The sequence below is a fragment of the Variovorax paradoxus genome, assembly GCF_030811855.1.
GTDB lineage: Bacteria > Pseudomonadota > Gammaproteobacteria > Burkholderiales > Burkholderiaceae_C > Variovorax > Variovorax paradoxus_L.
In genome coordinates this window covers 848,018-873,607 of the sequence record NZ_JAUSRN010000001.1, presented here as the reverse complement: position 1 = coordinate 873,607, position 25,590 = coordinate 848,018, and the positions used below count along the sequence as shown (strand labels likewise).

Genomic DNA, 25,590 nt, shown 5'->3' with positions numbered 1-25,590 from the left:
TTCGCGAGCCATTGCGCGAGTAGTCGAACATGAACGACGGCGACCGTCTGCTCTCCGAAGGCGCTGAAGTGTTGGTGCGCGAGATCCTCGCGGCGCCGCCCGACGCGCTGCACTGCGACGTGCTGGTCATCGGCAGCGGCTATGGCGGTGCGGTGGCCGCGGCGCGGCTGGCGGGCGCGTTCTCTTTGGACACTGCGCCCGGCATCGCACCCGGCGCGTTGCCGATCAAGGTCTATCTGCTGGAACGCGGCAGCGAATACCTGCCGGGCGAATTTCCTGCCACCTTCGCCGAGCTGCCGGGGCACGTGCGCTTCAGCATGCAGGACGGCCGGCCCCCGCGCGGCAACGCCTCGGGACTGTTCGATCTGCGCTTGGGCGGGGACGTGAACGCGCTGCTGGGCAACGGGCTGGGCGGCGGGTCGCTCATCAATGCGGCGGTGATGGAACGCGCCACGCCCGACGCCTTCGAAGGCGGCGCCTGGCCCACGGGCGTCGACCTTGCCGCGCTGGCAGAGGGCTATGACAAGGCCGAGGCCATGCTGGCGCTGGAGCAGATTCCCGAGAGCGTCTCCAAACTCAACTCGCTGCTGAAGGCCGGCACGCGCATGCATGCGGCATCGGGTGGCAAGGCCCACGTCGCCATCGCCTTCGCTGACGGCACCCGCACGCCGGCCCAGGTGGCGATGCACCGGTGCCTGCGCTGCGGCGACTGCGTGAGCGGCTGCAACCACCGGGCCAAGAAATCGCTGGACACCAACTACCTGGCGCTGGCGCATGCGCGCGGCGCACGGCTGTTCACCGGCGGCACCGCGTACCGCATCGCGGCCCTGCCGGACGGGGCCGGCTATGCGGTCGAGTTCTTCTTCACCGACCGGCGCAAGGCCCGCACGGACAACGCCCGGCCCTACGTGGTGCGCGCGCGGCGGGTGGTGGTGGCGGCCGGCACGCTGGGTTCCACCGAGCTGCTCAAGCGCTCCGAGGGCCCCGGCCTGTGCCTCTCGCAAGCGCTGGGCGAGGGCTTCTCGACCAACGGCGACATGATCGCGGTGGCGGCCGGCCAGCATCGCGAAGCACTGTCCTCTGCACCTGAAGGCGACGCGCCCGCCACGCGGGGCATCGGGCCGACCATCACCGGCCTGTTGCGCACCCGCGCGAAGAAGGGCCAGCGCCCGCTGGTGATCGAGGAGTTCGCCATTCCCGCGCCGCTGCGCCGCCTGCTGGCCGAAGTGGTGACCACCACCGACGCGCTGCAGGCGCTCGCGCACATGGACCTCGACCTGCACGCGCCCGACGAAGTACGCGATCCGCTCACCGTCGACGACGACATGCTGCGCCGCACGCCGGTCTACGGAATGATGGGCGACGACGGCGCCGCCGGCAGCATCGAACTGGTCGGCTGCGGCGGCAGCGACAAGGTGCTGGCCGATGCACAGGTCCGCGTCACGTGGGACAAGGTCGCAGCCCTGCCGGTGTTTGCGGCGCAGATGCGTGCGCTGCACGCGGCCCACGACGGCGAGGGCGGTCTCGGGGGCCGCGTATTGCCCAACCCGCTGTGGAGCCCGCTGCCGCCGTTCCAGAGCCTCGCGGCCCTGCATCCGGCGGGCTCCGTGCTGACGGTGCATCCGTTGGGTGGCTGCCGCATGGCCGATGGACCCGAGCGCGGCGTGGTCGACAGCTGGGGCCGCGTCTACAACTGCGCCGCAGGAGAGCCGCCGCTGTTGCCGGGCCTGGCGGTGCTCGACGGCTCGATCGTGCCGGTGTCGCTCGGCATCAACCCTTCGCTCACCATCGCGGCGCTGGCCGAGCGCGCGGTGCCGGTGCTGGCCGAGGACTGGGGCCTCGCGCTGGCCGGGTCGCCGCCGCCGCCCGCGTCGGAGCGCCCGTTGCGCCGCGACCTGACCCGTCCCCGCGCGCCAGCGCCCACGCGCGTCTCGCTGCGTGAGCGCATGACGGGCCGCGTGCACATCGACGGCCAGGACTTCGCGCTCAGCGCCGAGGTCGAGTTCGAGCCCATCGACGTGCCGGCCCTGCGCGGGGCGCCGCGCGCGTTGGCGCAGCCGCTCGTGGTGCTGCGCTTCGGCAAGGGCGACGATGCGCCCATCGCACATTGCAGCGGCGCCGCATCGATGCTGGTGCGCGAGAAGAGCGACAGCATCGAGCGCATCCTGCGCAGCCACAGGCTGGCGCGCAAGAAGCTGCTGGCGCTGGCGGAAGTGCTGGCGGACGTGCTGCTGTCTGCGCGTGTCTCCACGGCGGACCTCAGCGGTGATGATGGCGAGGAGACCCCGGACTTCGAAGGCCCGCCCATGGCCGACCTGATGGCGCTGTGCTCCCATCTCGGTCAGGTGCGGCTCATCGAATACGACTGGACCGTGGAACGGGTCGAACAAGGGGCGCCGCTGAAAGTGGGCGACCGGCTGCGGCTCACCAAGCGCATCGCGTTCGTCGAAGGCGGCAACCCGTGGCGGCAGCTGAGCGAGGGCGAACTGCAACAGATCGGCCTCGATGAAGCCAAGCCGCTGGGCCGGATGGTGCTTGACCCTTCGTACTTCGTCGAGCAGTTGCAGCCGCTGCTGCGCGTCGAGCACCAGCAGGACATGCCCAACCAGCTTGGCGACCTGGCCGAGCTGGCGCTGTGGGTGCTGCGCATCGTGCTGCAGGTTCACCTATTGCATTTCGTGCCGCCGCCCGATTCGCCGCAGAACGACTTGGAGCGTCTGCCCGGCGAGGTGCTCGGCGTGTGGCCCGAACGGGTTGCCCTTGTCACCGCGGCCGGACCGGGCAGCGCGCCGCCGCGGCTGCTGTCGCGCTACCGCCCGCCGGTGCGCCGCGCGGGCACGCGGCCCGTGATGCTGATCCACGGTTATGGTGCGAGCGGCTCCACCTTCGCGCACAAGAGCATTCCCGGCAACCTGGTGCAGAGCCTGCTCGAGGCCGGGCGCGAGGTCTGGGTGCTCGAGCTGCGCACCAGCATCGGCTTCGCTGGCCGGCCGCGCGCCTACTGGTCGTTCGACGAAGTGGCCGAGGCCGACATTCCAGACGCCTTGCGCACCGTGCAGGCGGCGTATTCAACACCCGACGACGCAGCGCCGGTCCAGGTCGACGTGGTGGCGCACTGCATCGGCGCTGCCATGTTCAGCGTCGCGGTGCTGCGCTCCCCGAGCCTGCATGCGTCCATCGGCGCGGTGGTGCTGTCGCAGGTGGGGCCGTTGCTGCGCGCCACGGCCTTCAACCGCTTCCGCGGCTATGTGGCGGGCTATTTGCAGCAGTTCATCGGCACCGACGAGTTCGACACGCGGCCCGCGCTCACGCCCATGAAGCGGCTGCTCGTCGACGGCCTGCTGGCGACCTTTCCCTACCCTGACGACGACGGCGAGGCCGAGCGCCTGCGCAAGGCGCCGGGTTTCGCGGCCGTGCGGCACCGGGCGGATGCCATCTTCGGCCAGACCATGCGGCTGCACAACATCGGCAAGGACACGCTCGATGCGCTCGATTCGATCTATGGTTTCGTGAAGCTGCGGGGCTTGGCCCAGGTCGGCAGCTACGCCCGCGAGGAGGTGCTGACCGACGCCGGCGGGCAGGGCCACGCCGTCGGCTTCGAGCAGCTCGGCGAGCGCTTCGGCTTTCCGGTGTTCATGCTGCATGGGCAACGCAACGCGGTGTTCGACTGGCGCGGCTCGTACGAAAGCTTCTGGCTGCTCAAGCGCGTGTTCGGCAAGGACGGCGGCCTCTCGCGGGAGCCACCCGAGCTGCGGGATCCGTCGGACCCGGTCGGCAGCGACCTGTTCCTTGGCGAAGGCACGCCGCATCAATTGCTGGTGCTGCGTGCCTACGGCCACCAGGACACGCTGATCGGCGAGAACGCCTGCACCGACGTGTTCCCGCACATCGCGCGGTTCCTCGAGGCGTTCGATAAGAAGCCAGGTCCTGGCGAGCCCGAATCGCCCGACTGGGTGGCCCGCCTGCCGTGGACCGGCCCTTGGCTCGGCCATGCGAGCCGTGTGGCGGGCAACGCGGGCCGGCTGCATTGCCGGCTGGCGCTGCGCCCGCCGCCCGCGCACGTCTCCGCGAGCGCCGCGGTCTTCGTGCCTGCGTGGCGCCGCGATGGGCGCTGGTGCTTCGACTTCGAATGGATGGTGGCGCTTCCGATCACGCGCGAAAAGCTGCTGCAGGAGGCGCTGGAGATCGACCTCTTCGACGAACGACTCGCCGACTACCAAGGCTTTGCGGTGCTGACGGCGCACGACGACCTGCCCATGGCGCGCGGCCCCATCGACGTGCTGGGCCGCCGGCTCGCGCCTGGCCTCTTCGCAGAGCCGCAGGACGAACCCATCGAGCCCATCCGCAAACAGGTGATGGCGACGCTGGAATCGGCCACCGATGCGCAGCGCGAGCGCGCCGTGGTGCGACTCGACCCGGCGTGGATCCGCGCCGTGCAGCGCGAGGGCGAGCCTGCCCAGGATTCGCTGTGCTTCGCGCTGGCCAGTTGCCAGTACGTGCCGGGCCTGGTCGACCGAGTGCCCGCACAGGCCTCGTACCGGCGGCTCGCGCAGCGGCTCGAGGTGCTCGCGCCGCCGCACAAGCCGCAGCTGCTGGTGCTGGCCGGCGACCAGGTGTATGTCGATCAGACCGCGGGACTCTTCGTCCCGGCGGGCGGCGACGATGTCGGCCAGGCCTATGCGCTCACCTTCAGGCTGGAGGCACTGCGGCAGGTGATGGCCTCGCTGCCGACCTATCCGCTGCTCGACGACCACGAGGTGATGGACGACTGGGAGCCCAGTCCCGATCCCTATGTAGCGCCCGCCGTGCGCGCCGCGCTCGACGCCTACTTCGCGCAGCAGCACAAGCTGGTCAAGGGCATCGGTCCGCGTCCGGGCGGACGCCCCTTCGACTACCGCATTTCGCCGGCCGGCTTTCCGTTCTACATGCTCGATACGCGCAGCACGCGCCAGCGGCGGGCGCTGCGCACGGACACGCATGCCACGCCGCTAGACCGCGCTGCGATCCGCGCCGAGGCTGGCATGGGCGATCTGAAGAAGTGGCTGGAGGCCGCACCCGCCGAACTGCCCAAGTTCATCGTGTCGCCGGTTGCGCTGTTCCCCATGCCGCGCGCCGCCGCCTTCGGCAACCCGGCAGAGCGCCTGGGCATGGACGACTGGAGCGGATACCCGGCCTCACAGCGCGCGCTGCTCGAGCTGCTGCGCGACACCGCTGCACGGCACGTGATCGTGCTGTCGGGCGACCGGCACATGTCGAGCGTATCGAGCCTCTGGCTGCAGGCGGCGGACGGACCGGTGGAGGTGATCTCCGTCGTGTCCTCGGGCCTGTATGCGCCGTGGACCTTCGTCAATGCACGCCCCGACGCGTTCTGGCTCGACGGCGAAGTCGAACTCGGCGCCGCGCCCGGCGCCTTCAATGCCACCATGGCCACGGCAGCAGTGGGCACCGGCCAAGGCTTCGCCGTGCTGCAGGTAGAGCGCGGCGCGAGCGGCCATTGGGAGATCAACGTCACCCTCGATCTGGACGACGGGCTCACGCGCTGCCGTCGAGACCTCGACCCGTCGGGCGGCAGCGGCTGGGCCGTGGGGGGACCGGCGCGCTTCGCGCGCGTGTAGTGCCGGCCGTCGGCAAGACGCCAGGTCGATGTCAGCCGAAGTAATCGATGACCGTTCGAAGCTCTGCAATGGCGGGCGCTCCGGCCGTCAGTACAGGCGGCGCGCACCAGGGGGCCGGCAACGCCGAAATCCAGGCCATCACCGGCAGCAGATGTTCGGGCGCCAGGCTGTGCATCTGTTCGATCGTGATCGTGAGCTGGGTTGCCAATCGCGGCGCCTCGGAGGCGAAGACCCAATCGTAGCGGCCGCAACCGATGCGCACGGCGCGGCTGTCCTTTTCGGACATGCCGACCAGCCATTTGCAGCTGTACTGCGATGCGCCCTTCGTCGGAGGCGTGCCGATGCAGAGCGTGTACACGTTCTCGAAGGTACGGGAGAACTGGCGCACCAGCACGTCCGTGATCGCATCGATGCCTTGCGCCAACGGCGGAAACGAAATGGTCCCGGCGTTGACGACCATCTCCAGGCGGGCATCGGAGGCAAAAGCCTGACGCATGAGTTGCGGACGGTTGTGGTCCTTCGCGCGAAGGTAGGCGCTGACAACGTTCTGGGCGTGGGACATGTTCGTTGGGCTCCGCGATATTGTTGATGCGACTCGCCCGATTGTGGGAATGCGTGCCCACGAAAGCCAACGCAAAGTTTCTCGCTCAGATCATCGATTTTCTTGATGAACTAGTAGCGCATGGGGCCGATGGATGACATCGCGATGCCGTAGATGATCAGTAAGGAAGAGGGTACGGCGATCAGGAGTGCAAGCAGGCTCCCAACCATATAGGTAACCGCTGGCTTGCGACGGTCATGCAGCCATGAAACCAACGCAGCCAGAAGCGGAAGTGCGGCAGCCGCGGTCGGCAGAAATGCCACGAACATGGGCGTGTGTCGGTTGCTCGCGAAGGCGGTGGCCACTGCGATCGTCAAAACGACGGTGAGATGAAGCAGCATGAACTTGGCGCGGAAATTCTTGAGCTTCGATAGCCAGTAGATGGCGTACAGCGGATAGGTTGCACCGCCTGAAAAATGCAGCCACTCGATGCCTTGGTAGTTCGAAGTTCGAACGGCGTCGTAAACAATCGGAGGCAGCAAGAGGACGCAGAGCAAGATGCACGCGTGAAGCATGAACGCGGCCACGACGGACGGCCAGCGTCGGTTGGGAGTCTCTGAACGCGTGTCCGCTCGGGCGGCGTCGCTTAATTCGATGGAGGTGAGGGGTTCGTCTGGCATGAATGAGTGCGGACCGCGCACTCCAAGTGGCGGGATAATCGGAAAACCGGGGCGCGGGTCCGGGTCTGGAACCTGCGACCGCAGACACGGAAACTTCGACTACCGAAGCGTGACCGATGGTACCCAGTCACGCGCAAGGCAACTCACGCCACCTCCGACACGCCCAACAGCCCCTTTGCCCCAAGCAGCGCATGCGAATCCATGAATTGAAACAGCGTCTGCGCGAAGCCGGCGCGGGCCCGAGCCATGAGCAGCGGATCCTCCGGCTGTGGTCCCATGCGCTGCCCCGCAACAGCGGCAGGCGGCTGCCGGGGACATTCTTCCCGTCGTCACTGCTGGAGGCCCTGCCGGCCATCGAGGCCGAGTTGGCGGGGCTCGCGCGCATCCACGCGGTGCATCCCGGTGCGGATGGCTCCGAGCGGCTGCTCGTAGCCCTGGCGGACGGCCAGACCGTGGAGAGCGTGCTGCTGCCTCGGGACGGCCTGTGCGTCTCTTCGCAGGTGGGGTGCGCGGTCGGTTGCCAGTTCTGCATGACGGGGCGCGACGGCTTGCTTCGCCAAGTAGGAAGCGCAGAGATCATTGCCCAGGTCGCTCTCGCGCGCACGCGCCGGCCGGTGCGCAAGGTGGTGTTCATGGGCATGGGCGAGCCCGCTCACAACCTGGACAACGTGATCGAGGCGATCGAGCTGCTTGGCACGGTCGGCAACATCGGCCACAAGAACCTGGTGTTCTCCACCGTGGGCGATCCGCGCGCATTCGAAAAGCTGAGCCAGGCCCGCGTGAGGCCCGCGCTCGCGCTCTCGCTGCACACCACCAAGGCCGACCTGCGCAGGAAGCTCCTTCCGCGCGCGCCCAACATGACGCCCGAGGAACTGGTCGCCGCAGGCGAGCGCTATGCGCGCGCCACCGGCTACCCGATCCAGTACCAGTGGACGCTGCTCGAAGGCGTCAACGACGGGCCGGAGGAGATCGAGGGCATCGTCCGGCTGCTCTCCGGCAAATACGGCGTGCTGAACATGATTCCCTTCAACGCCGTGGACGGCGTGTCGTTCAGCCGTCCCTCGTGGGAGCGTTGCGAAGAGATCGCACGCGTGCTGCACGAGCGCGGCATCCTGACGAAGCTGCGCCAATCGGCTGGCCAGGATGTGGACGGCGGATGCGGCCAGTTGAGGGCGCGCGCCGCCGAAGTGCACGTGGTGACGCTTCGAAGGGCTTGAGACCGGCCGGCCGCGCACCGGCTTTCATTCATGCAGACGAGGCGACCCAGTCCCACACTTGATCGGGCGCCTCGACCATCACGTTGTGGCCGTGGGGTCCAAGGTCACGCGCACCGGGGTCGAGCGCACGGGCCTGCGCCAGCGTCACCAGCGCGTCATGGCCTCCGCGGCCCAGGTGCACGGAACAGCGCGCCAGCCTCAGCAGTTCCGGCAGCGGTGGCTTGCCCACGCCATTGGCGCGAGGATCCATCGCGAGGCGCCAGCCACTGTCGTCGTGCGCAATGCCCCGTGCGACGACGGACGCCGCCGCATCGGCAATGCCCGCGAGACCGGACACCTTCAGGTACCGGTCCCATGCTTCTTCTTCGGTGGAAAATTTCTTCGCGGGTTGCAGTGCGAGCGTCTCCATGCGCCGCAGCTCTTCATCGCTCCACGCGATCTTGATGCCCGCTGCAAAGACGTGGTGCGGCGTGACGCCGAACCAGCCCGTGGCCAGCGCGAGGCCGATCACGCCGCCTAGCGAATGTCCGAGCACCACGAGCCGGCCCGTGGGGTGGATGTGCGGCAGCACGGCGCTCGCGACACTGGCGGCATATTGGCCGATGGCATAGGCGTCCTGCCGGCCGGACAGGCCATGGCCGGGCAGGTCGAGCACGAGCCAGCGGCCCTGCCAGCGCGCACCGGCCTCGGCGCACATGGGCGACCACACCGCGCCCGTCGCACCCATGCCATGCAGCATGAGAAGCAGGTCGGGACCTTCGCCGCCTCGTTCCGTGTACATGGCCACTGCCTCCGTTGCAGATTCGATGGCGAAGAATACCCGCCAGCTCCGCCGGCCTGGCCACGGCCATCTTCCTTCAGTCCAGCCTGACCTTGGCTTCGCGGATCACCTTGCCCTGCATTGCGCGGTCCGCATTCATGCGAAAGCCCGGCGATTCAACATCCACAGCGCCAAAAGAAAAAGCCCCGGCACGAAGGCCGGGGTCGATGGCATTGCCAGTCGTGTCACGTGCCTCGTCGGCACACGAACTCAGCGCACCCAGCGGCACACGCGCTGATGGCGGTGCGCCTCCCACTTGCACACCTTGTGCGCGTGCGCCTTGTGGCCACGGGACGGCGCGGCCGAGGCCATGCTCGGCGCCAGCACCGCGAGGCTGGCGAATGCAACAACGCTGGAGAGAATGAATTGCTTGATCTTCATGGAGTTCTTTCTGAGCAATAACGTCAAACGAACAACGCCGCATGGCTCGGGCTGGACGAACGCGCGCCGGCGAAGGTGGCACGGAGCTACTTTACGGGGACAACAATGAGCTCACGATGAGCGCATGCGCCGCTCCTGCAAACTCTGTCACGAAAAGCCGAGTTGGATGTGCGCGAGGTCTAGGCCATTGCAGCTTCGGAAGCCGCCTGCACCGGAGTGTGCGCACGCTCTTCCTTGATGCGATTGGCGCCATCCACGAACACCAGCTTGGGCTTGTAGCCCGCCACCTGGTCTTCCGGCACCAGGCCAAAGGCCGCGATGATGATCAGGTCGCCCACCGATGCGCGGCGCGCGGCCGAGCCATTAACCGAGATGATGCCGGTGCCCCGCTCACCGCGGATCGCATAGGTGACGAAGCGCTCGCCGTTGTTGATGTTCCAGATGTGGACCTGCTCGTTCTCAGCCAGGTTGGCGGCATCGAGCAGGTCTTCGTCGATGGCGCAGGAGCCCTCGTAGTGCAGTTCGCAGTCGGTCACGGCAACGCGGTGGATCTTGGACTTGAGCAGGGTGCGGAACATGGGACGGTGGCTTTCTCTTTTGGCAAAAGTTGAATGAGAGCGGTGCGTCATCGACGAGCACACAGGACGAGAGTTGCAGCGGCGCAGCGCAGGATAGTCGAGCCGCCAATGGCTTTCGCGCTCTTTGGCTGGCGCGTAAAAACCACGGCATCGATTTTCACTGGGCGCTGATCGCCGAAAACCAGGAGTTCTTTCAGCCTACAAGTGAAGAAGCACGCGCTAAAAAGACCTCCATTGCCCTTGCATCGCGCTTTCTTTTTGAAGAATCTCTTACGAAATAAATCTCCTCTGGGCTACAGTAAAAAATCGTGTTTCGATCGATTTGACTGCGCGGCCAACCGTAGCCGCAACGCACTTCGGTATTGCGTTGGCCAATCAACCAGGTGGGGGCTGATATGCAGGATGCCGTCATTGCGCGCATTGACGCGACCGAACAGGTTGCGCCGGAGCCGTTGTTCATTCCGGGCTATGACTTGCTCGACGTGTTGGGCGTGGGCGGCTACGGCACGGTCCATCGCGCCACGCAGCATCACACCGGAAACACCGTCGCGATCAAGGTCGTCAAGCTCCAGCAGGGCCGGCAGCGCGTCGCGCGCTTCCATCGCGAGACCCGGCTCTGCGCGGCGCTGCATCATCCTCACATCGTGCAGTTGCTCGACAAGGGAGAGCAGGGCGCCTGCGTGTACGGCGTCTTCGAATACGTGCCGGGGGAGACGCTCAAGAGCCTCATCCGGCGCAGAGGCTCGCTGACGGCCGCGGAGACCGGGCATCTCATGGCCGAAGTGCTCGATGCGCTGGACTGCGCGCACCGCGCCGGCATCGTCCACCGCGACTTGAAGCCCGACAACGTGATGGTGAGCTTCACGGGCGCGCTGCCGCATGCGAAGGTGCTGGACTTCGGCATCAGCACCGTGATCCCGCTGCAGGGAGAGCTTCAGGTTGCAACGCTGACCATGGACGAGGAATGCCTCGGCACACCCGCCTACAGCGCGCCGGAGCAGCTTCGCGGCGAGCGGCCGAGCGCCGCGTCAGATCTCTATGCATGGGGTTTGATGTTCATCGAATGCCTGACGGGCGCGCCCGCGGTCCATGGCGATTCGACGGCCGAGATCGTGCATCGGCAACTGAGTCCGCAGGACGTGCAGTTGCCGGCGCAGATTGCCGCGCACCCGGTGGCGCAGCTGCTGCGGCGTGTGCTGAAGAAGAAGCCGTCCGAACGCTGCGGATCGGCATCCGCGTTGCTCGAAGAACTCGGTCGTCTCAGGCTCGACGATCTCGTGGGTGCCTTCGGATCGACACAGCGCCAAGGGGACGATTCGCTCGCGCGCACCGTCGTCACGGCCAGGACCTTTTCGGAGAAGCGGCAACTGACGGTGCTGTGCTGCAGCGTCGCGGTATGGCCCGAGGCCGGCGAGAACGAAGCGGGCGAAGGCGTGTCCGTCTCCTCGGACATCGAGGACTTGGAGCTGCTGCAGCGCGAAGAGCTCGGCCGATTTTCAGAGGCGGCCACGCGGCGCGGCGGCCTGCTGGCCGGCACGCTCGGCGATCGCATGATCGTCCTGTTCGGTTACCCGCATGCGAGCGACACCGATGCGCGGCAGGCGTGCATGACGGCGCTCGAGCTGACGGCGCTGGGCCGCAGCAGGTCGGCGCTCCTCAGGCAGTCCCACGGTGCGCACCTGGGCATCCGCATGGGCATGCACACGGGCATGGCCGTGGTGGCCGGCGGCGAGATCCCCTCCGGCCACGCCGTTAGCGTGGCGATGCGGCTTGAAGGCATGGCCGAGATGGGAACGCTGCTCGCCAGCGAAAGCAGTTATCGCCTGCTGGCGCGCCACGCGCATTTCGAAGCGGCCGGCAGCGTGAGCGTGCCGGGCCAATCCGCCGGCGTTCAGACCTACAGGCTGGATGCGCGGAAGCAATCTTCGTCGCTGCCTGCGTCCACGCCAGGCACACTGAGCCCCCTGTGCATCGGGCGCGACCGGGAGCTGGCGCTGTTGCGCGGCGAGTGGGCGGAGGCCAGCATGGGCCATGGGCGAGCGGTGTGGATCCGCGGCGAGCCGGGCATCGGCAAGTCCTGCCTCGTCGACGTGCTGCGAGAACACGTGGCGCAGCAGGTCGGCCATCGATCCGTCAACGCCCATTGCCAGCCCGAACACCGCAACAGTGCGCTGATGCCGTTCCTGGCGCTGCTGCGCCAGCAGCTCGAAGCCGTTCCGGGCGCAACGCCAGACGATCAGAGCGACCAGCTGCACGAGGCCCTGCAGGCCGCCGGTTGCGACGGCCCCGCCGTGGCTCCGATCTTCTGTTCGTGGCTGTCGCTTCCCCTGGGGGCGGGCCAGCAGGCCAGCCAGGCGTCGCCCGCAATGCAGAAGGCGCAACTGCTGCAATCGACCGCGCAGTGGCTGCTGCACATGGCCGCCGCAGCGCCGCTGCTGCTGGTGGTCGAGGACGTGCATTGGGCCGACCCGACGAGCATCGAATTTCTCGAGCAGTTGGTTTCGAAGCTGGCGGACCAGCGCGTGCTGCTGGTACTGACGGCGCGGCCTGAATGGGCCAAGCCTGAAGGCCTTCAAGCCGGATGCATCGAGGTGCGAAGGCTCGACGATGCTGAGGCCAGCCAGCTGGCCCACCAGGTGCTCGCGCCGAGGACCGTCGACCCCGCGGTGATCCGCAACATCGTTGCACGCACCGACGGCGTGCCGCTCTTCGTGCAGGAAATGGCACGCATGCTGCTGGACACCTACCTTGTCGAACAGGGCGGTGCCTGGGTCTTCAAGGACACCGCTCAGCCGGCCGCCATTCCCGTCACGCTGCGCGACTCCCTGGTGAGCCGCTTCGACCGCCTCGGGGCAGCGAAGAGCCTTCTGCAACTGGCTGCGACCATCGGCCGGCAGTTCGATGCGCAGTTGCTGTGCGCCTGCTCCGGCAAGAACCGCGACATGGTGGACGCAGAACTGGAAGTCCTGCGCGAGGCGGGGCTGGTCATGCCGGCCGAGCCGTCCGGCGCGGGCGCGGACGCCTTCATGTTCCGGCATGCGCTGATCCGCGACACCGCCTATGAATGCATGCTCGTCGCGCAGCGCCGGCAGCAGCATCGCAAAGTGGCGCAGGCCCTGCTGCAGAGCGACCCGCAGCGCGTCGCCGACGAGCCCGGCATCGTCGCGCAGCATTGGGCGGAGGGCGGAGACCACGCGCAGGCGGTGGCGCATGCAGTGCGGCAGCTTCGCCTCACGCAGCACCGTTCGCTGAACGACGAAACCATCGCCTATGCGCAGCACATCGACGGCTGGATCGGGCAACTGGACGGCGTGGCGCAACGCGAAGCCCGATTGGACGTGAACAGCTACGTCACGCAGGCGATGATGAACAAGCACGGCTGGGCCCATGACCAGGTGGTGAACCGCATCGCGCTGTCGCAAGAATTGCTGGACGACACGGTGGCCGCCGAGAAGCAGGTGCAGCACCTGTGGTCGATGATCACCTTCCATCATGTGGCGAGCAACCGCGATGAGGTCCGGCGGCTGAGCCACCGGCTGCTGGGCCATGCGAGGCACCAGCAGGACCAGGGCGTGCTCGTGGCCGGCCAGACCTATCTGGGTCTCGCGCACTATTCGGATGGCCGGTTCGCCATGGCGGAACGAGAGTTGACCGACGCCATCGAGCGCTACGACCCCCAGGCCCACGCCCATCATGCGGCGGACTTCGGCTTCGACACGCGCGTGTGGGCGACCACGGGGCGCTCGCTGGTGCGCTGGTTCACAGGTCACGGCAAGGCCGCGTCCGCCGATGCCGCGCAGGCCGTTCAGTGGGCCAGGGATATGTCCCACATTCCTTCATTGAGCATGGCCCTGCTGTACCAGAGCCTCGGCCACCAGGCCCGCGCCGACAAGGACGCGGCGCTGGCGAGCACCACCGAGCTGCTCGACATCACGGCGCGCTTCGGCCTGCCGGCCTTCCAGGGCTATGCCGACATCATCCGCTGCTGGTCGACGGGCGAGGTGCAATACATCGCACAAGCCGACGCCACCGTGCAGGCCCTGTGGAACATGGGCTGCCGCTATTGCCAGACCTACTACCGCGCCTTCGCCGCGGAGACGCTGGCCGGCCATGGGCGATGGGACGAAGCGATCGACCGCGTCGACGATTGCCTGCGCCTGGTGGAGCAACTCAATGAGCGGCTGTACGGCGCCGAACTCCACCTGAAGAAGGCCCGCTACCTACTGGGCGCCGGCGCCGAACGCGGGGCGGCAATGCTGTCTTTTTCGCGCGCCGCGAGGGTCGCGCGTGAAGGTGGAAAGCACAGGACCGAGTTCGATGCGCTGGCCGCGTTGCAGGCCCTGGCGCCGGCCGACCGGGACGTGTCCCGACGCTTGAAGGATCTGGCCGCCATGCGGCCGGAGTTGTGCCCGCGCAAGCCGATGCCTGCGCATTTTTCTTAACCAAGGAAGAAGTCATCATGACCCAGCGCCAAAGTGCAGCATCCGAGCCCTTGCTCGAGTTCCGTCTCGCCTACCTCCGGGCCCTTGCGCGATCGTGGCAGGACGACGCGTACCGGCGCGAACTGCTCGATCAGGAAGACATCCAGCCGATGCTGCATCGCGACTTCGGCCTGCCGACGCTGTGGCCGCTGGTGAACATCGGCCTGTACCTCAACAGCGATCCGACGCAGCGGGCCGAATGGAAGCCGGTACTGACGGCCGGCTGGATCAGCCCCGACGATGCCTTCGTCATCGTGCTGCCCCGGGCGCCGTCGTCGTCCCAAGCGGCCGAAGCCCTGGCCGCCTACTACCAGCTGTTTCCCAATTTCATGGGCGCGGCCGCGGCCTTCGAGAAAACGGACACGCCCGTCGGTCCACCGCAAGGCGCGCTGCCGACGGGGCTCGGCATTCCGGGGGGCGGTCCGGATTCGCTGCTGGCTTTCGGCGGCGTGGTGCTGCGCGCTATCGCCCTTGCATGGCAATCGCCGCAGTTCCTGGCCGATCTGACCGGCGATCCCGCCACCGACAAGGCCCCGGTGCTGAGCCAATGGTTGGGCTACAACAACCCGTTCAATTTCCAGATCCGGTTTGCCACGCATCCGAAGCTCACCTGGGATGCCGCACGCGGCGAGTGGAACCTGAGAGGCGGCCCCGAGGGTTCGCTGATCAAGAACACGATCCAGCTGAACTATCCGCAGGCACCGGCGGAGGAGGGCATGCGCCCGATTGCGCTCACCGCGTACAACAACACGGGCAGTGCCTATCCTTTCACCTGCTGAGCCCCCAGTCGAAGGGCTGCCGCCGACGGCGCTGCAAGGCGCCACCGCGACGCTGCTGCTGACGCTCGCGGCCCGTGCAGGTTCCGAGAGCGTCATCGCGGCGTCGGCGTTCTCTGATCCCGAGGCGCGGCGTATTGCCGCAGAGCTGCCGTACGACCTTTCTGCCGGCACGGGGGATGAGGCGTTCGTTCGCGGCGTGGTCTTGCGGGCCGCACTGATCGATCGCATGGCGGCCGAGTTCTTCGCGGCGCATCCGCTCGGCATCGGCATCACGCTGGGAGCCGGGCTGTGCACGCGCCGCAAGAGGCTGGGGCGGCGTGTGGCGCGAAGCGGCGGCGTCGACTGGCTCAACGTCGATCTGCCGGATGCGATACGCCTGCGCGAGCAGCATGTGCAGGCCGACGAAGGCGAGCGCAACCTGGCGTGCTCGATCCTCGACCCCGCGTGGCTGGATCTCGCCGACCTGCCGGCCGGCCGGCCCGTGCTCGTGATGCTGGAAGGGGTGTGCCCCTATCTGCCGCAGGCAGCACTGGAGGCCATGCTGCTCCAACTGGCCAGTCGTTTCGAAGCGTGCAAGTCCGCAAGCGTCGTCGTGTTCGACTACGTTCACCCGGTGCTGTCAAGGCAGCCGGTGCGGGTGGGCGGCATGCATCTGCCGCTGGTCTCGGGCTTCGAGGATTCGGCCCGGATCGCCGCCATCCACCCGTCGATTCGCGTGGTCTCCGAGGACCATCCGTATTCGCAGTTCTCCGAGCCGCACCGGCTCTTCGAGGCCGCATTCCGCGCGGCGACTGGCCGCTGGCCCTACACGGTCGCCCGCTTTGCGCTGGGACCGCCGCATGACGCCTAGCCTGCACTCGATGGATTTCTTCAACGATGTCTTCGAGTGGCACGGCAGGTTCCTGCCGCCGCTGGTGCGGCCGGACGGGCTGCTGCTGTTGAGCGAGAGCGACCTATTCCTTCTCGACGCGCCCGGTGTGCTGGCGGTCGAGCGCATGCTGCGCGAGCGTGTGAGCCTGGCGGCGCATTGCAGGACCGAGGGCGTGCCCGCACTGCTCGCGCAGATGCTGCATGCGCTCGAAGCCCTGGTGCGGCAAGGCCTGGCAAGGCCAGCGACGTTGAACGACACGGAGCGCCACGTCGTTCCCGATTTCTCGATGCCGTTCGAACGCGTCCCTGTGGAGGCGAATATCGACGCCATCGTGCTGTCGCAAGCCGTGGACCTCGAAGCGGCCCTGCGCTGGGCGAGAGCAGTGGGCGAGGATGATGAAGCGCGCACCATCGTCTTCTGCGATGACTACTTCGATCCCCGGCTCGGCCTGGTCGACGCGCAGCAAAGGGCCGCAAGGCGACGCTGGCTGCTGGTCAAGCCGACGGGAGAGCAGCCCATGGCCGGACCGCTGTTCACGCCGCATGCGGCCGCCGCCACGGCATGCTGGCATTGCCTTGCGCATCGCCTGCTCCGGAACAAGCCGGCGAGGGCCTGGTGGCAGGACAGGCATGGCGGTCGAACCGCCGGCTTGCCGATGCGGACCGACAACGAACTCGCCCGCGAGAGGCTGGAGCGCCTGCTTCCGTTGGCGCGCGAGATCGTTGCACAGACCGGCCAGTTGCTGTGGACCCTCGATCCCACGCAGCCCCACGCCGTTGTCGCAAGGCCCCAGTGCCCACGGTGCGGCGAGGCGGGGCTCATGGCGCAACTGCAGCATCGGCCGGTGGTGCCCGCACCTTGCCTGTCGAACCTTCAACCTGATGGTGGTTGGCGCACGATGCCCGCGGCCGCCACGCTCGAGCGCCTGGCTCCGCACCTCGATTCGCTGTGCGGCGTCATTGCGCGCGTCGTGCCATTGGGCACCCAAACGGAAGACGCGCTCACGGTCTATCGTAGCGAGATCTTCAGGACGCCTGCCGGCCACGGCGATCCTTCCGCCAGCGCGCTGGTCCAGGTTTGCCTTGGCAAGGGCATGTCCACGGACCAGTCCCGTGCCAGCGCGATGTGCGAAGCGGTCGAGCGCTACGCCGCCTTTCATCAAGGCGACGAGGCCTCGGTCTTCGCGGCAGCGTCGGCGCTGGACGCACCCTCAATCGCGCCGCAGGCGCTTGCGCTCTTCAGCGAAAGGCAGCGCGTGCAACCGGCAGCGCACAGTCCGCCGCATGCAGTGGCTGCCGCCGCGCTGCCCGCGCACGAGCCGGCATGGTGGGCGCCGGGCTGGTCGCTCACGTCGAAGTCCCGCTGCTATCTGCCGCTGGCCTTCTGCTATGCCAACGCCCCGGAGGAGAGCCAGCGCCATTCGGTGTGGACCTCAAACGGCTGCGCCGCCGGGAACACGCTGGAGGAAGCCATCTTGCAGGGCTTTCTCGAACTGGTGGAGCGCGACGCGGCGGCCATCTGGTGGTACGGCGAAATCCGCAGGCCCGGCATCGACCTCGCCGGCCTCGGCGCCCAAAGGCTTGCGCGCATCGCGCGCAGCCTGGGGCCGCAATGGCATTACTGGGCGCTGGACCTTACGCACGACTTCGGCATTCCGGTCGTGGCCGCCATCGGCCGGCATTGCGCGACGGGCGAGTGGGCCATCGGCTTCGGGTGCAGCCCGAGCGCGGCGCTCGCCTGCAAACGCGCGCTCACGGAAATGGGCCAGCTGATTGCCGCCGGAAAAAAATTTTCCGTACCGAATGCGGGCCGCCCGAAAGGCGAGGGGCCGCGCTTTCTCATGCCTGCGGAAGAAGGCGACGCGGCGCCGATGCGACCACCCGCCGTGGCGCCGAGTGCGGACATCGCTGAAGAGATCGACCGCTGCGTGCACATCGCTGAGTCCCTCGGCATGGAGACTGTGGTGCTTGATTACACCCGCCCGGACATTCCGCTTCGCACGGTGAAAGTGGTCGTGCCGGGCCTGTGCCACATCTGGCCCGAGCTGGGCAATCCGCGCCTCTACCGCGTGCCGGTCACCATGGGATGGCGCGACACCCCGCTGCAGGAAAGCGATCTCAACCCGCAGGCGCTCTACGTCTGAACGCGAAGCAGCAAAAACAAGCGATGGCCATCTTCCGCAACAAGCTCGACCAACGCCGCACCGTGCTGCGCCCCATGCATGCCTTCGGCCGGCGCCCATCGGCCTGCCAGACGGTGCTGCAGGCGCCCGACGTGTCGCAGATCCACGCGCTGGTCCGCTGGAACCGTGTGGCCTGGGAGATCGTCGATCAAAGCCGCAACGGAACCACGCTGAATGGCGAACGCTTGACCAGCGGCCGGTGGACCGTGGTGCCGCCGGGCGCCGAAATCCAACTCGGTCTGGGCGAGGAATCCATCTGGGTCGCTGAAGACCTGGCACCTCCGGCGACCTGTCTTTTTCCGAGCGATGGACAGGGCGCGTTAATGGCATTGAGCCCGCGCGAGAACCTTTTGCCGGACACGCAGCAGCCCGAGGTGAACGTCTGTTTCCATGAAGGCCGATGGGTGCTCGAGCACATCGACGGTGTCGACCAGCTGAGCGACGGCGCCACAGTGCGGACCTCCAGCGGCAGCTGGGAGTTCGTGCTGTGCGACGACCTGGAATCGACCGCGGAGAATCCGCTTGCTATGGCGTCGCCGCCCCCTGTGGAGGTGGCGCTGCACTTCGACGTGAGCCAGGACGAGGAGCACACGAGCCTTCGCCTCGTCGCGGGCGGCAAGTCGGTCTCGCTCGGTGAGCGCATTCACCACTACACCCTGGTGACCCTTGCGAGAGTTCGCTCCGAGGACGCGCAACGCGGGCTTGCGCCGCAAAGCCAGGGCTGGATCGCGCTGGACGAACTGTCTCGCATGCTCGGCGTGGAACCTTCCTACGTGAACATCCAGATCTTTCGCGCGAAGCACCAGATCTTGAATGCGCTGCCCACGAATTCGGCCGACGCGCCGCTGGTCGAGCGGCGGCGCGGCGACGTGCGTTTTGGGAGCTATCCCTTCCTGATCGAGGGCGGCGCACGTCGCTGAAAGTTCGCCCCGCAGGAGTCTGCGCTCCGTGTAATCGCCTGTAATTCCGTTGAAGAGGGTGGCTCCCTAGAGTTGGTTCCAGTTCGGTCCCACAGCGTCCGAACTGTTCCACCAACCACTTCATCTGGAGAGCGACATGGGCAATATCTATTCCGTCACCGTCAACAACCGTGCGAATCATTCGGCATATTTCATGGTGTTCCAGGATGACCCGACCAGTTGGGCACCCAACGCGATGTCACTCGCATGGTTCTCCAAGTATTCCAATCCTAGCCCGACCGCGCGCATCAAGTTCGAGTGGACGCTGGACACCGGTTTTTCCTGGGCTGAGACGGGCGAACTGCAGGCCGGCATTCAGTTCACAGCCTCCGAACTCTTCGACGCGAGTAACGGGCAGAACAAGATCACGCTGGACTACAACAAGGCCTATCAGTTCATCGAGCCCAGCAAGGGGCCCGATCCTGCGCGGTTCTATCTCCGTGAATCTCCAAACATTCCCATCAACTCGCAGGCGTCGGTCGGTGTAACCATGGCCGGCAAGACGGTGTATGCAGTGCAGGCGCGCCCCAATCAGAACCTGACTTTCTCGACGACACCCAAGTACTACATCGCCTACGGCAGCTACGAGGAAGGCGACGTGATCGATGTCGGTTCGATCAATAACCCCCAGGAGTTGTCGTACCCCACTGGCGTCTATTCGCTCACGACCACGCTGAACGTCGACAACACCTGGGATCCGCCGGTCACGCTGGCGGAGGCCAACACGCAGCGCCTGCGGCTGCTCTCCCGCTGATCGGCAATTGGCAAAAAACCGCGGGCCTGGCCTGGAAAGGAATTCGACATGTTCGATGCATGCGTCATAGGCAGCGTCTGCGGTTTTGCCGGACAGGTGAACCCCGTTTCGGGCGACGCCAACAACATCTGGAAGAACACCGCCTGCGCGAGCCAGAACTCGGTGGCGGCGCCCAAGCGCGACGACATCCCGACCACCTACCTCGAGGCGCAGGGCTGGATGCTGTGCGACGGGCGAAAGCTCAAGGTCAGCGCATACCCGGAGCTGTTCGCCGCACTGGGCTACCTGTACGGCGGCGTGAGCGACGACTTCTGCATCCCTGATTACCGCGGCCTCTTCCTGCGCGGCAACGATGCGGGCTCGGGCATGGACCCAGATGCCGCGTTGCGCATGGCGCCGACGGGCAGCGGGACCGCCAACGGCGTGGGTTCCTACCAGTGCGACGCCATTCAGACGCACACCCACACCTACAAGGCGGTGACGCTGGCAGCGGTGTCGCAAAGCGGCAATGCGGCGGGCCAGTCGTCGGGCGACCTGGAGACCAGCGCGCCCATCAAGCCCGCAAGGCTCACGTCGGAGACGCGGCCGAAGAACCTTTCGATCAACTACATCATCAAATTTCGCTGAGGAGAAAGACCATGAAAAACACGAGCCGACTTGCGATCGTTTGCGCCCTCTCGATGTCCGTGCTGGCCGGTTGCCAAAGTCTCGGATCGACGCCGGGGGAGAGCCAGGTGGGCGTGGACGCGCAGTGCGTCGTCACCGCGACGGGCTACCAGCACATCTTCGCGCGCCATTGCACGGCAACATCCGGCGCGAGCCAGCTGCTGCCGCAGTACTGCGGCAATGCCGCCGCGGCGCAGAACTTCTGCCGCATGGTCCAGAATGCACCGAACCAGACGCGCACCGTGCAGCCCGACAATCGCATTCGCTATGACGCCAACCTCAGCCAGGTCGTCGGCACGGCCGGCGAAAAGTGCGGACGCCTCATCATCGAAAGCGCAGGCAATGGCACGGCCGTTACCGAGTTTCCGGAATTCAACGGTGCACCGGGCAACTGCAGCTAGCGGCTGAAAAAATGCGGCGAATCATCCAGGCGCCAGGAGGAATGCAGCCCGACACGCCGGGCTTGCCCGCTCTCTCGATGGACGAATCCGTCTGGGAAGATGGCTATTCGCTCGTCATCGACGAGTTGAAGCAGGGCGCACTGCAGAAGTTCTGGAAGCACTACTACGGCACCTCCGCCGAGATGGTGCTGTCAGGCGATGACCTTTCAGCGCTCCGCAAGGACATCATGGCGGCCGTACCTAGCTGCGCGAACAAGCCGGCCGTGGTCGGCTTCCTGCTGGACCTGGCAAGGCTGTGCTCCCGCGCGCACCGCCAGCAGCACAGCCTTCACGTCATCGCCGACTAGCGCTGGCGGCCGCAGCCAGTCGCTTGCTACTCGAGCGTGAAGCCGATCTTCAGCGTCACCTGCCAGTGCGCGACCTTGCCGTCCACCACGTGGCCACGCGTCTCGGTGACGGTGAACCACTGGATGTTGCGAACCGTCTCGTGCGCCTTGGCGATGGCCGTCTGCGCGGCGTCCTCGATGCTGACGGGCGACGAGCCGGTGAGCTCGAGCGACTTGTAAACGTGATTCGACATGTCTGTGCTCCTTGTAGGCGTGATACATCGTAGCCAGTGGATGCAACGGCAGGGGAAACTTTCTGCATCTGCCTTGGCCGGCGGGGCTCAGCGTGTGGCGGCAGCAGCTTTTCGCCCCTGTTTCCAGGAGCCCGTGCGATCGCTTGCATCGATGTCGCTCGTGACATCGTCCGCCACGGCGAAGCTCGCGGCATCGGCATGAAGAACGGGTGTGCCCAAGTACCAGACATGCGCAGCGTCCGAGGCGTAGCCGCGCCCCAGAACACGCAAGGCCGCGGTGTCCGCGCCCCGCAGGGTGCGCACCACTGGGTGCGGACCCCGGTTGGGCGTATCGGTTTCGATGTGGCCGTGGTAGGCGCTGGTGCGGTCGCGCGCGTACCCGGCGTCGATCAGCGAGAAGGTCGGTCCGTGGCTGCCGGGAATCTCGGCACGAGCGAAATAGCCGCGCTCCGAATCGCGTGCAAATTGCGGGCCCAATGGCTCGAAGCTCGCAGCGTCTCGCACCGTGAAGCCAACACCTTCTTCGTAGGCGCGCGCGCGATCTCGCGCATAGCTGAAGCCCAGGACGCGATAGCTCGGGGCATGCGCGTCCTGGATGGGCGTGACGCGAACGTGCTGGATGGCCCAGTACTCCTGGCCCTTGCGGTAGGTGTCGCAGTAGTAGACCGTCTGGAGGTCGCGTGCCTCATGGTCGGACAGTGCCTCGAAGGTCGCGCCATCGCTGCCGTCGATGGTGCTGCCCCGGCAGTACCCGCGCATCGCATCGCGCGCAAAGTGCTTGTCCAGGGCGCGAAACGTCTTCGGGTCCTCGGGCTTGAAGGGGGTGCCGTCGTAAGACCACTGCAAACCTTTTTTTGTGTAGCTGCTGCCGTCGCAGCCGGCAAGACCGAGCAGCAGGCCCAGCAGGATGACGAGGATGCGGCGCATGCGTCTTTCTTGGTTGTTTGCACGGTCCGCGATGTTCCGCGATGCCGTGCCGGAACACCAGCATATATCGCATGCATACTCCGCGCGATGAGGAACCCGCACCACGTCTGCCGCGTCTTCGGCTCTCCCTGGGAGGGCGTGCATGGCACGAGCATCTCGAGCAATCGACACTACGGCCGGCACTGGCATGCCACCTTCGGCGTGGGAGTGATCGACGAGGGCGCCCAAAGCTCGGCCAGCGGATGCGGCAACGTCGATGCCTATGCAGGCAACCTCATCGCAACCAATCCGGGTGAGGTGCATGACGGCAGGCCGCTCGGTGCAAACGCCCGGCGCTGGCGCATGCTGTATCTCGAACCCGATGCGCTTCGATGGTCGGTGGATGCGGCTTTCGCCGGCGCGGTGCAGGAGGTGGCATTGGTTCGCCCGGTCATCGTGGACGACGAATTGCGGCGCGTGCTCGGCGAGCTCCTGCGCATGCTGGAGACCGAGACTTTGGCCGCCACACTGCGCTGCGAGGAACTGCTGGTGCAGGCCTGCACGCTGCTCGTCGGGCGTCACGGCGCAGGCCGGCTGCCCACCACTCCAGCAACGGCCGATGTTTCGCGCGCCCGCGAAATGCTTGCCGACAGCCTCGCAGAGCCACCCAGCTTGGGCCAACTGGCCGCCGCTTCAGGTCTGAGCAAATTCCAGCTGCTGCGGCGCTTCAAGCAAGTCCATGGCGTCACGCCGTTCGCGTGGCTGCTGCAGCAGCGCACGGAAGTCGCACGCGGACTCGTCCGCCAGGGTGCCGCGTTGACGGAGGCGGCGATGGCGACCGGGTTCGCGGATCAGAGCCACATGACGCGCGCGTTCGTCCGGCACTTCGGCTACACCCCCGGTGCATGGCAGCGCGCCTGGGCGCGGCCCATACCGCTGCAATAGCGTTCAAGACGCGCCGCCGCGCGAGCGACACACTGCGCCATGCATTTCTTCTTCTCTCATTCGCCGGACATCTGGGAGCGCCATCCCGAACTGGTGCCCGGCGTCCTAGTGGCCCAGGGCATCCACAGGAACGCCATCGTGCAGGCGCAGGTGGCGCACTACCACGCCATCGCGCGAGCCAGGCTCGGCGCCGTCGGCACGGAAGCCGATCTTCCGGAGGTCCAGGCCTGGCGCCGTACCTTCGGGCGCATGGGACTCAAGCCCACGCAGTACCGCTGCGCGTCCGAGTCGTTGCTGCGACGGTTCAGGAAGGAAGGTTCACTGCCGCCGATTCACCCGCTGGTCGATCTTTGCAATGCGGTGTCGGTGGCCTTCGCGATTCCGATCGCGGTGTTCGACCTGTCCCAGGTGTCCGAGGGGCTGGAGGTGCGGTGCGCGGACGGCACGGAAAGCTACCTGGCCTTCTCGGGCGAAACGGAAACGCCCGAGCGCGGCGAAGTCATCTTCGCGGATGCCGATGGCCGCGCGCACGCCCGGCGGTGGACCCATCGGCAAAGCGCCCGTTCCGCCGTGCGTGACGACACCTCCCATGTGCTCATCGTGGCCGAAGCCCTGCATGCCAATGCCGCCGCCGACGTGCCGCAGCTGCTGGCCGCACTGTTCGAGGCGCTGGCTGAGGCCTGGGCGCCGCCGGCAGCCTACGCAGTCTTGCGAAAGGATGCGCCTCGCCTGGTGTACTGAGGAGATGCGGTGAGCCGACCTCGCCTGCTATACACATCCGACCACGGCGAATGAAGCGCGCTTCAGCCTGTCCTATGTGGTGGCGACCGCGCTGGCGCATGGCAGCGTGCGCCTCGCCGCCTACGAACCCGCACGGCTGGACGACCCGGTTACACGGGCGCTGATGGAGCGCATCAGCGTCGCGGTGGATCCCGAACTGGACGCCGCCTTCCCGGGCCAGCGCGCTGCACGCGTGGTGATCGAGACCCGCGATGGCCGGCGCCTCAAACACCTGCAACCCAACCGCAAGGGCGACCCGGAAGAGCCGCTGACCGATGTCGAGCTCGAGGGCAAGTTCATGGAACTGTCTTCGCCCGTCATCGGTGAGGAGCGCGCGCGTGCATTGCTCGATTGCCTTTGGACGCTCGATGGCTGCGCGACGATGCGGGACTCGGTGTAACGCCCCTAAAGCGAGCGCGGCAGCAGCGCTGGCACGAGCGTGCGGTTGAGCCGCTCGCGCCACCAGCGCAGGGCCTGGCCGCGTGCGTTGGTCTTCCACGCGAGCCAGAACGCCTCGGGCGCGCGCGGCTCCTCGGTGGCGAGTTCGACCAGCGCGCCGCGCGCCAGTTCGCCGTGGATGCAGGCGCGCGGCAGGAAGCCGTGCCCAAGGCCCGCGGCCTGGCAGGCGATCTTCGCGGCCATGGACGGCACGGCCACGCGGTGCTGTCCGGCGAGCAGCCCTACGGTGCGGTCGGACAGCGTGCGTGCGCTGTCGCTCACCACGATGGCGTTGTGCTCGAGCAGGTCGCCGCGGTGCAGCGGCCGGCCGAGCCGGGTCAGCGGATGCGTCGCAGAGACGCAGAACGCAAACTCGAGGCTGCCCACCATCACGGCCTGGTAGCCCCCGCCCGCCGGCCCTTCGCCGGCGGCAATGACAATGTCCGCGCGCCCTTCGCGCAATGCTTCCCAGCTGCCTGTGAGCGCCTCGCAGCCGATGCGTAGCCGCGTGCCGCAGCGCAGTTCCTCGAAGGCGCGGATGTCGTCGATGAGCGCCTGGGTGGGAATCAGCGAGTCGTGCACCAACCGCAGCTCCGATTCGAAGCCGGTGGCGATCTGCCGCATGCGCGATTCGAGATCGCTGGCGGCGCCGAGCAGCCAGCGGCCTTCCTTGAGCATTTCTTCGCCGGCCGCGGTGAGCGTTACGCGCGGCCCGTTGCGCACGAACAGCAGCATGCCCAGCTGCTCCTCGAGCTTGCCCACCGCGTACGAGATGGTCGAGGGCACCTTGTTCAGGCGCACGCCCGCGGCGGCGAAGGAGCCGTGGCGCGCAATTGCGTCCACGAGTTCGATGGCTTCGAGGCTGAGCTTCAGCACGGGCGAGTCCTTGGAAATTGAATCATCGAAAAATTCGATGATCGACAGCTAAAAGTTTCGTCAACGGGTGGCCTGGAAAGAAAGATGATTCAGCCATGCCTCGGAGATTCTTCTTCGAGGCCATTGTGAATCAAATCGAA

At 66.9% G+C, this 25,590-nt stretch carries 22 protein-coding genes and 1 pseudogene; 15 read left to right on the top strand and 8 right to left on the bottom strand.

Features of this window, described 5'->3' with window-relative positions; genetic code table 11:
* The first annotated feature begins 29 nt into the window (after positions 1-29).
* Entirely contained in the window at positions 30-5,615 is a 5,586-nt protein-coding gene (locus tag J2X92_RS04370; protein ID WP_307573668.1) for an alkaline phosphatase D family protein, read from the top strand.
* 31 nt (positions 5,616-5,646) lie between these two features.
* Here the strand turns inward: J2X92_RS04370 and J2X92_RS04365 are convergent, their stop codons facing one another.
* Complete coding sequence (locus J2X92_RS04365) at positions 5,647-6,177, bottom strand: hypothetical protein (RefSeq protein ID WP_307573667.1); 531 nt, start codon at positions 6,175-6,177, stop codon at positions 5,647-5,649.
* Positions 6,178-6,287: 110 nt separating this feature from the next.
* Positions 6,288-6,836: a hypothetical protein gene (locus J2X92_RS04360; protein WP_307573665.1), complete on the bottom strand. Its 549-nt coding sequence runs from the start codon at positions 6,834-6,836 to the stop codon at positions 6,288-6,290.
* 191 nt (positions 6,837-7,027) lie between these two features.
* On the opposite strand from J2X92_RS04360, the gene J2X92_RS04355 reads away from it, so the two are divergent.
* A complete protein-coding gene (locus J2X92_RS04355) occupies positions 7,028-8,053 on the top strand; it encodes an RNA methyltransferase (protein ID WP_307573663.1) in 1,026 nt (341 codons plus the stop codon).
* A 28-nt stretch (positions 8,054-8,081) separates the two neighbouring features.
* Here the strand turns inward: J2X92_RS04355 and J2X92_RS04350 are convergent, their stop codons facing one another.
* The 3 genes from J2X92_RS04350 to panD form a co-directional block, all read right to left on the bottom strand.
* Positions 8,082-8,834, bottom strand: coding sequence for an alpha/beta fold hydrolase (locus J2X92_RS04350; RefSeq protein ID WP_307573661.1), 753 nt, complete (start codon positions 8,832-8,834; stop codon positions 8,082-8,084).
* Between the two features lie 249 nt (positions 8,835-9,083).
* Positions 9,084-9,254 (bottom strand): HHHH-motif protein, encoded by a 171-nt coding sequence (locus J2X92_RS04345; protein ID WP_307573659.1) that lies wholly within the window; start codon positions 9,252-9,254, stop codon positions 9,084-9,086.
* Positions 9,255-9,433: 179 nt separating this feature from the next.
* The gene (panD, locus tag J2X92_RS04340) at positions 9,434-9,832 is read right to left on the bottom strand and encodes an aspartate 1-decarboxylase (protein ID WP_307573657.1); all 399 of its coding nucleotides are present in this window, start codon (positions 9,830-9,832) and stop codon (positions 9,434-9,436) included.
* Positions 9,833-9,861: 29 nt separating this feature from the next.
* Between panD and J2X92_RS04335 the strand changes: the two genes are divergently transcribed.
* The 10 genes from J2X92_RS04335 (at position 9,862) to J2X92_RS04290 (ending at position 21,272) form a co-directional block, all read left to right on the top strand.
* A complete protein-coding gene (locus tag J2X92_RS04335; RefSeq protein WP_307573655.1) occupies positions 9,862-10,113 on the top strand; it encodes a hypothetical protein in 252 nt (83 codons plus the stop codon).
* A gap of 114 nt (positions 10,114-10,227) precedes the next feature.
* Complete coding sequence (locus tag J2X92_RS04330) at positions 10,228-14,274, top strand: TOMM system kinase/cyclase fusion protein (protein ID WP_307573653.1); 4,047 nt, start codon at positions 10,228-10,230, stop codon at positions 14,272-14,274.
* Positions 14,275-14,291: 17 nt separating this feature from the next.
* The gene (locus J2X92_RS04325; RefSeq protein ID WP_307573651.1) at positions 14,292-15,092 is read left to right on the top strand and encodes a BMA_0021/BMA_0022 family TOMM bacteriocin; all 801 of its coding nucleotides are present in this window, start codon (positions 14,292-14,294) and stop codon (positions 15,090-15,092) included.
* Positions 15,070-15,942 carry a class I SAM-dependent methyltransferase gene (locus J2X92_RS04320; RefSeq protein WP_307573649.1) on the top strand — a complete coding sequence of 291 codons (873 nt, stop codon included), beginning with the start codon at positions 15,070-15,072 and terminating at the stop codon, positions 15,940-15,942. Before J2X92_RS04325 ends, J2X92_RS04320 begins: the two co-directional genes overlap by 23 nt.
* Complete coding sequence (locus J2X92_RS04315) at positions 15,932-18,106, top strand: TOMM precursor leader peptide-binding protein (protein WP_307573647.1); 2,175 nt, start codon at positions 15,932-15,934, stop codon at positions 18,104-18,106. Before J2X92_RS04320 ends, J2X92_RS04315 begins: the two co-directional genes overlap by 11 nt.
* 23 nt (positions 18,107-18,129) lie before the next feature.
* Positions 18,130-19,065, top strand: a complete 936-nt coding sequence (locus J2X92_RS04310; protein ID WP_307573645.1) for an FHA domain-containing protein — start codon at positions 18,130-18,132, stop codon at positions 19,063-19,065.
* Positions 19,066-19,201: 136 nt separating this feature from the next.
* A complete protein-coding gene (locus J2X92_RS04305; protein WP_307573643.1) occupies positions 19,202-19,858 on the top strand; it encodes a hypothetical protein in 657 nt (218 codons plus the stop codon).
* A gap of 48 nt (positions 19,859-19,906) precedes the next feature.
* Positions 19,907-20,485 (top strand): phage tail protein, encoded by a 579-nt coding sequence (locus J2X92_RS04300; protein WP_307573642.1) that lies wholly within the window; start codon positions 19,907-19,909, stop codon positions 20,483-20,485.
* Positions 20,486-20,496: 11 nt separating this feature from the next.
* On the top strand, positions 20,497-20,925 hold the full coding sequence (locus J2X92_RS04295; RefSeq protein WP_307573640.1) for a hypothetical protein: 429 nt from the start codon (positions 20,497-20,499) through the stop codon (positions 20,923-20,925).
* 11 nt (positions 20,926-20,936) lie between these two features.
* Positions 20,937-21,272, top strand: a complete 336-nt coding sequence (locus tag J2X92_RS04290; protein WP_307573638.1) for a hypothetical protein — start codon at positions 20,937-20,939, stop codon at positions 21,270-21,272.
* 26 nt (positions 21,273-21,298) lie between these two features.
* Here J2X92_RS04290 and J2X92_RS04285 read toward each other — a convergent pair whose 3' ends face one another.
* The gene (locus J2X92_RS04285) at positions 21,299-21,505 is read right to left on the bottom strand and encodes a dodecin (RefSeq protein ID WP_055798497.1); all 207 of its coding nucleotides are present in this window, start codon (positions 21,503-21,505) and stop codon (positions 21,299-21,301) included.
* An 87-nt stretch (positions 21,506-21,592) separates the two neighbouring features.
* Positions 21,593-22,432: a DKNYY domain-containing protein gene (locus J2X92_RS04280; RefSeq protein ID WP_307573636.1), complete on the bottom strand. Its 840-nt coding sequence runs from the start codon at positions 22,430-22,432 to the stop codon at positions 21,593-21,595.
* 87 nt (positions 22,433-22,519) lie between these two features.
* Between J2X92_RS04280 and J2X92_RS04275 the strand changes: the two genes are divergently transcribed.
* The 3 genes and pseudogenes from J2X92_RS04275 to J2X92_RS04265 all read left to right on the top strand — a co-directional run.
* Positions 22,520-23,356 carry an AraC family transcriptional regulator gene (locus J2X92_RS04275; RefSeq protein WP_307573635.1) on the top strand — a complete coding sequence of 279 codons (837 nt, stop codon included), beginning with the start codon at positions 22,520-22,522 and terminating at the stop codon, positions 23,354-23,356.
* A gap of 39 nt (positions 23,357-23,395) precedes the next feature.
* The gene (locus tag J2X92_RS04270) at positions 23,396-24,097 is read left to right on the top strand and encodes a B3/B4 domain-containing protein (protein WP_307573633.1); all 702 of its coding nucleotides are present in this window, start codon (positions 23,396-23,398) and stop codon (positions 24,095-24,097) included.
* Between the two features lie 16 nt (positions 24,098-24,113).
* Positions 24,114-24,536 (top strand): annotated as a pseudogene (locus tag J2X92_RS04265) (MmgE/PrpD family protein); the annotation flags it as partial.
* 5 nt (positions 24,537-24,541) lie between these two features.
* Here the strand turns inward: J2X92_RS04265 and J2X92_RS04260 are convergent.
* Positions 24,542-25,450, bottom strand: a complete 909-nt coding sequence (locus J2X92_RS04260; protein WP_307573631.1) for a LysR family transcriptional regulator — start codon at positions 25,448-25,450, stop codon at positions 24,542-24,544.
* Positions 25,451-25,590: the final 140 nt, after the last annotated feature.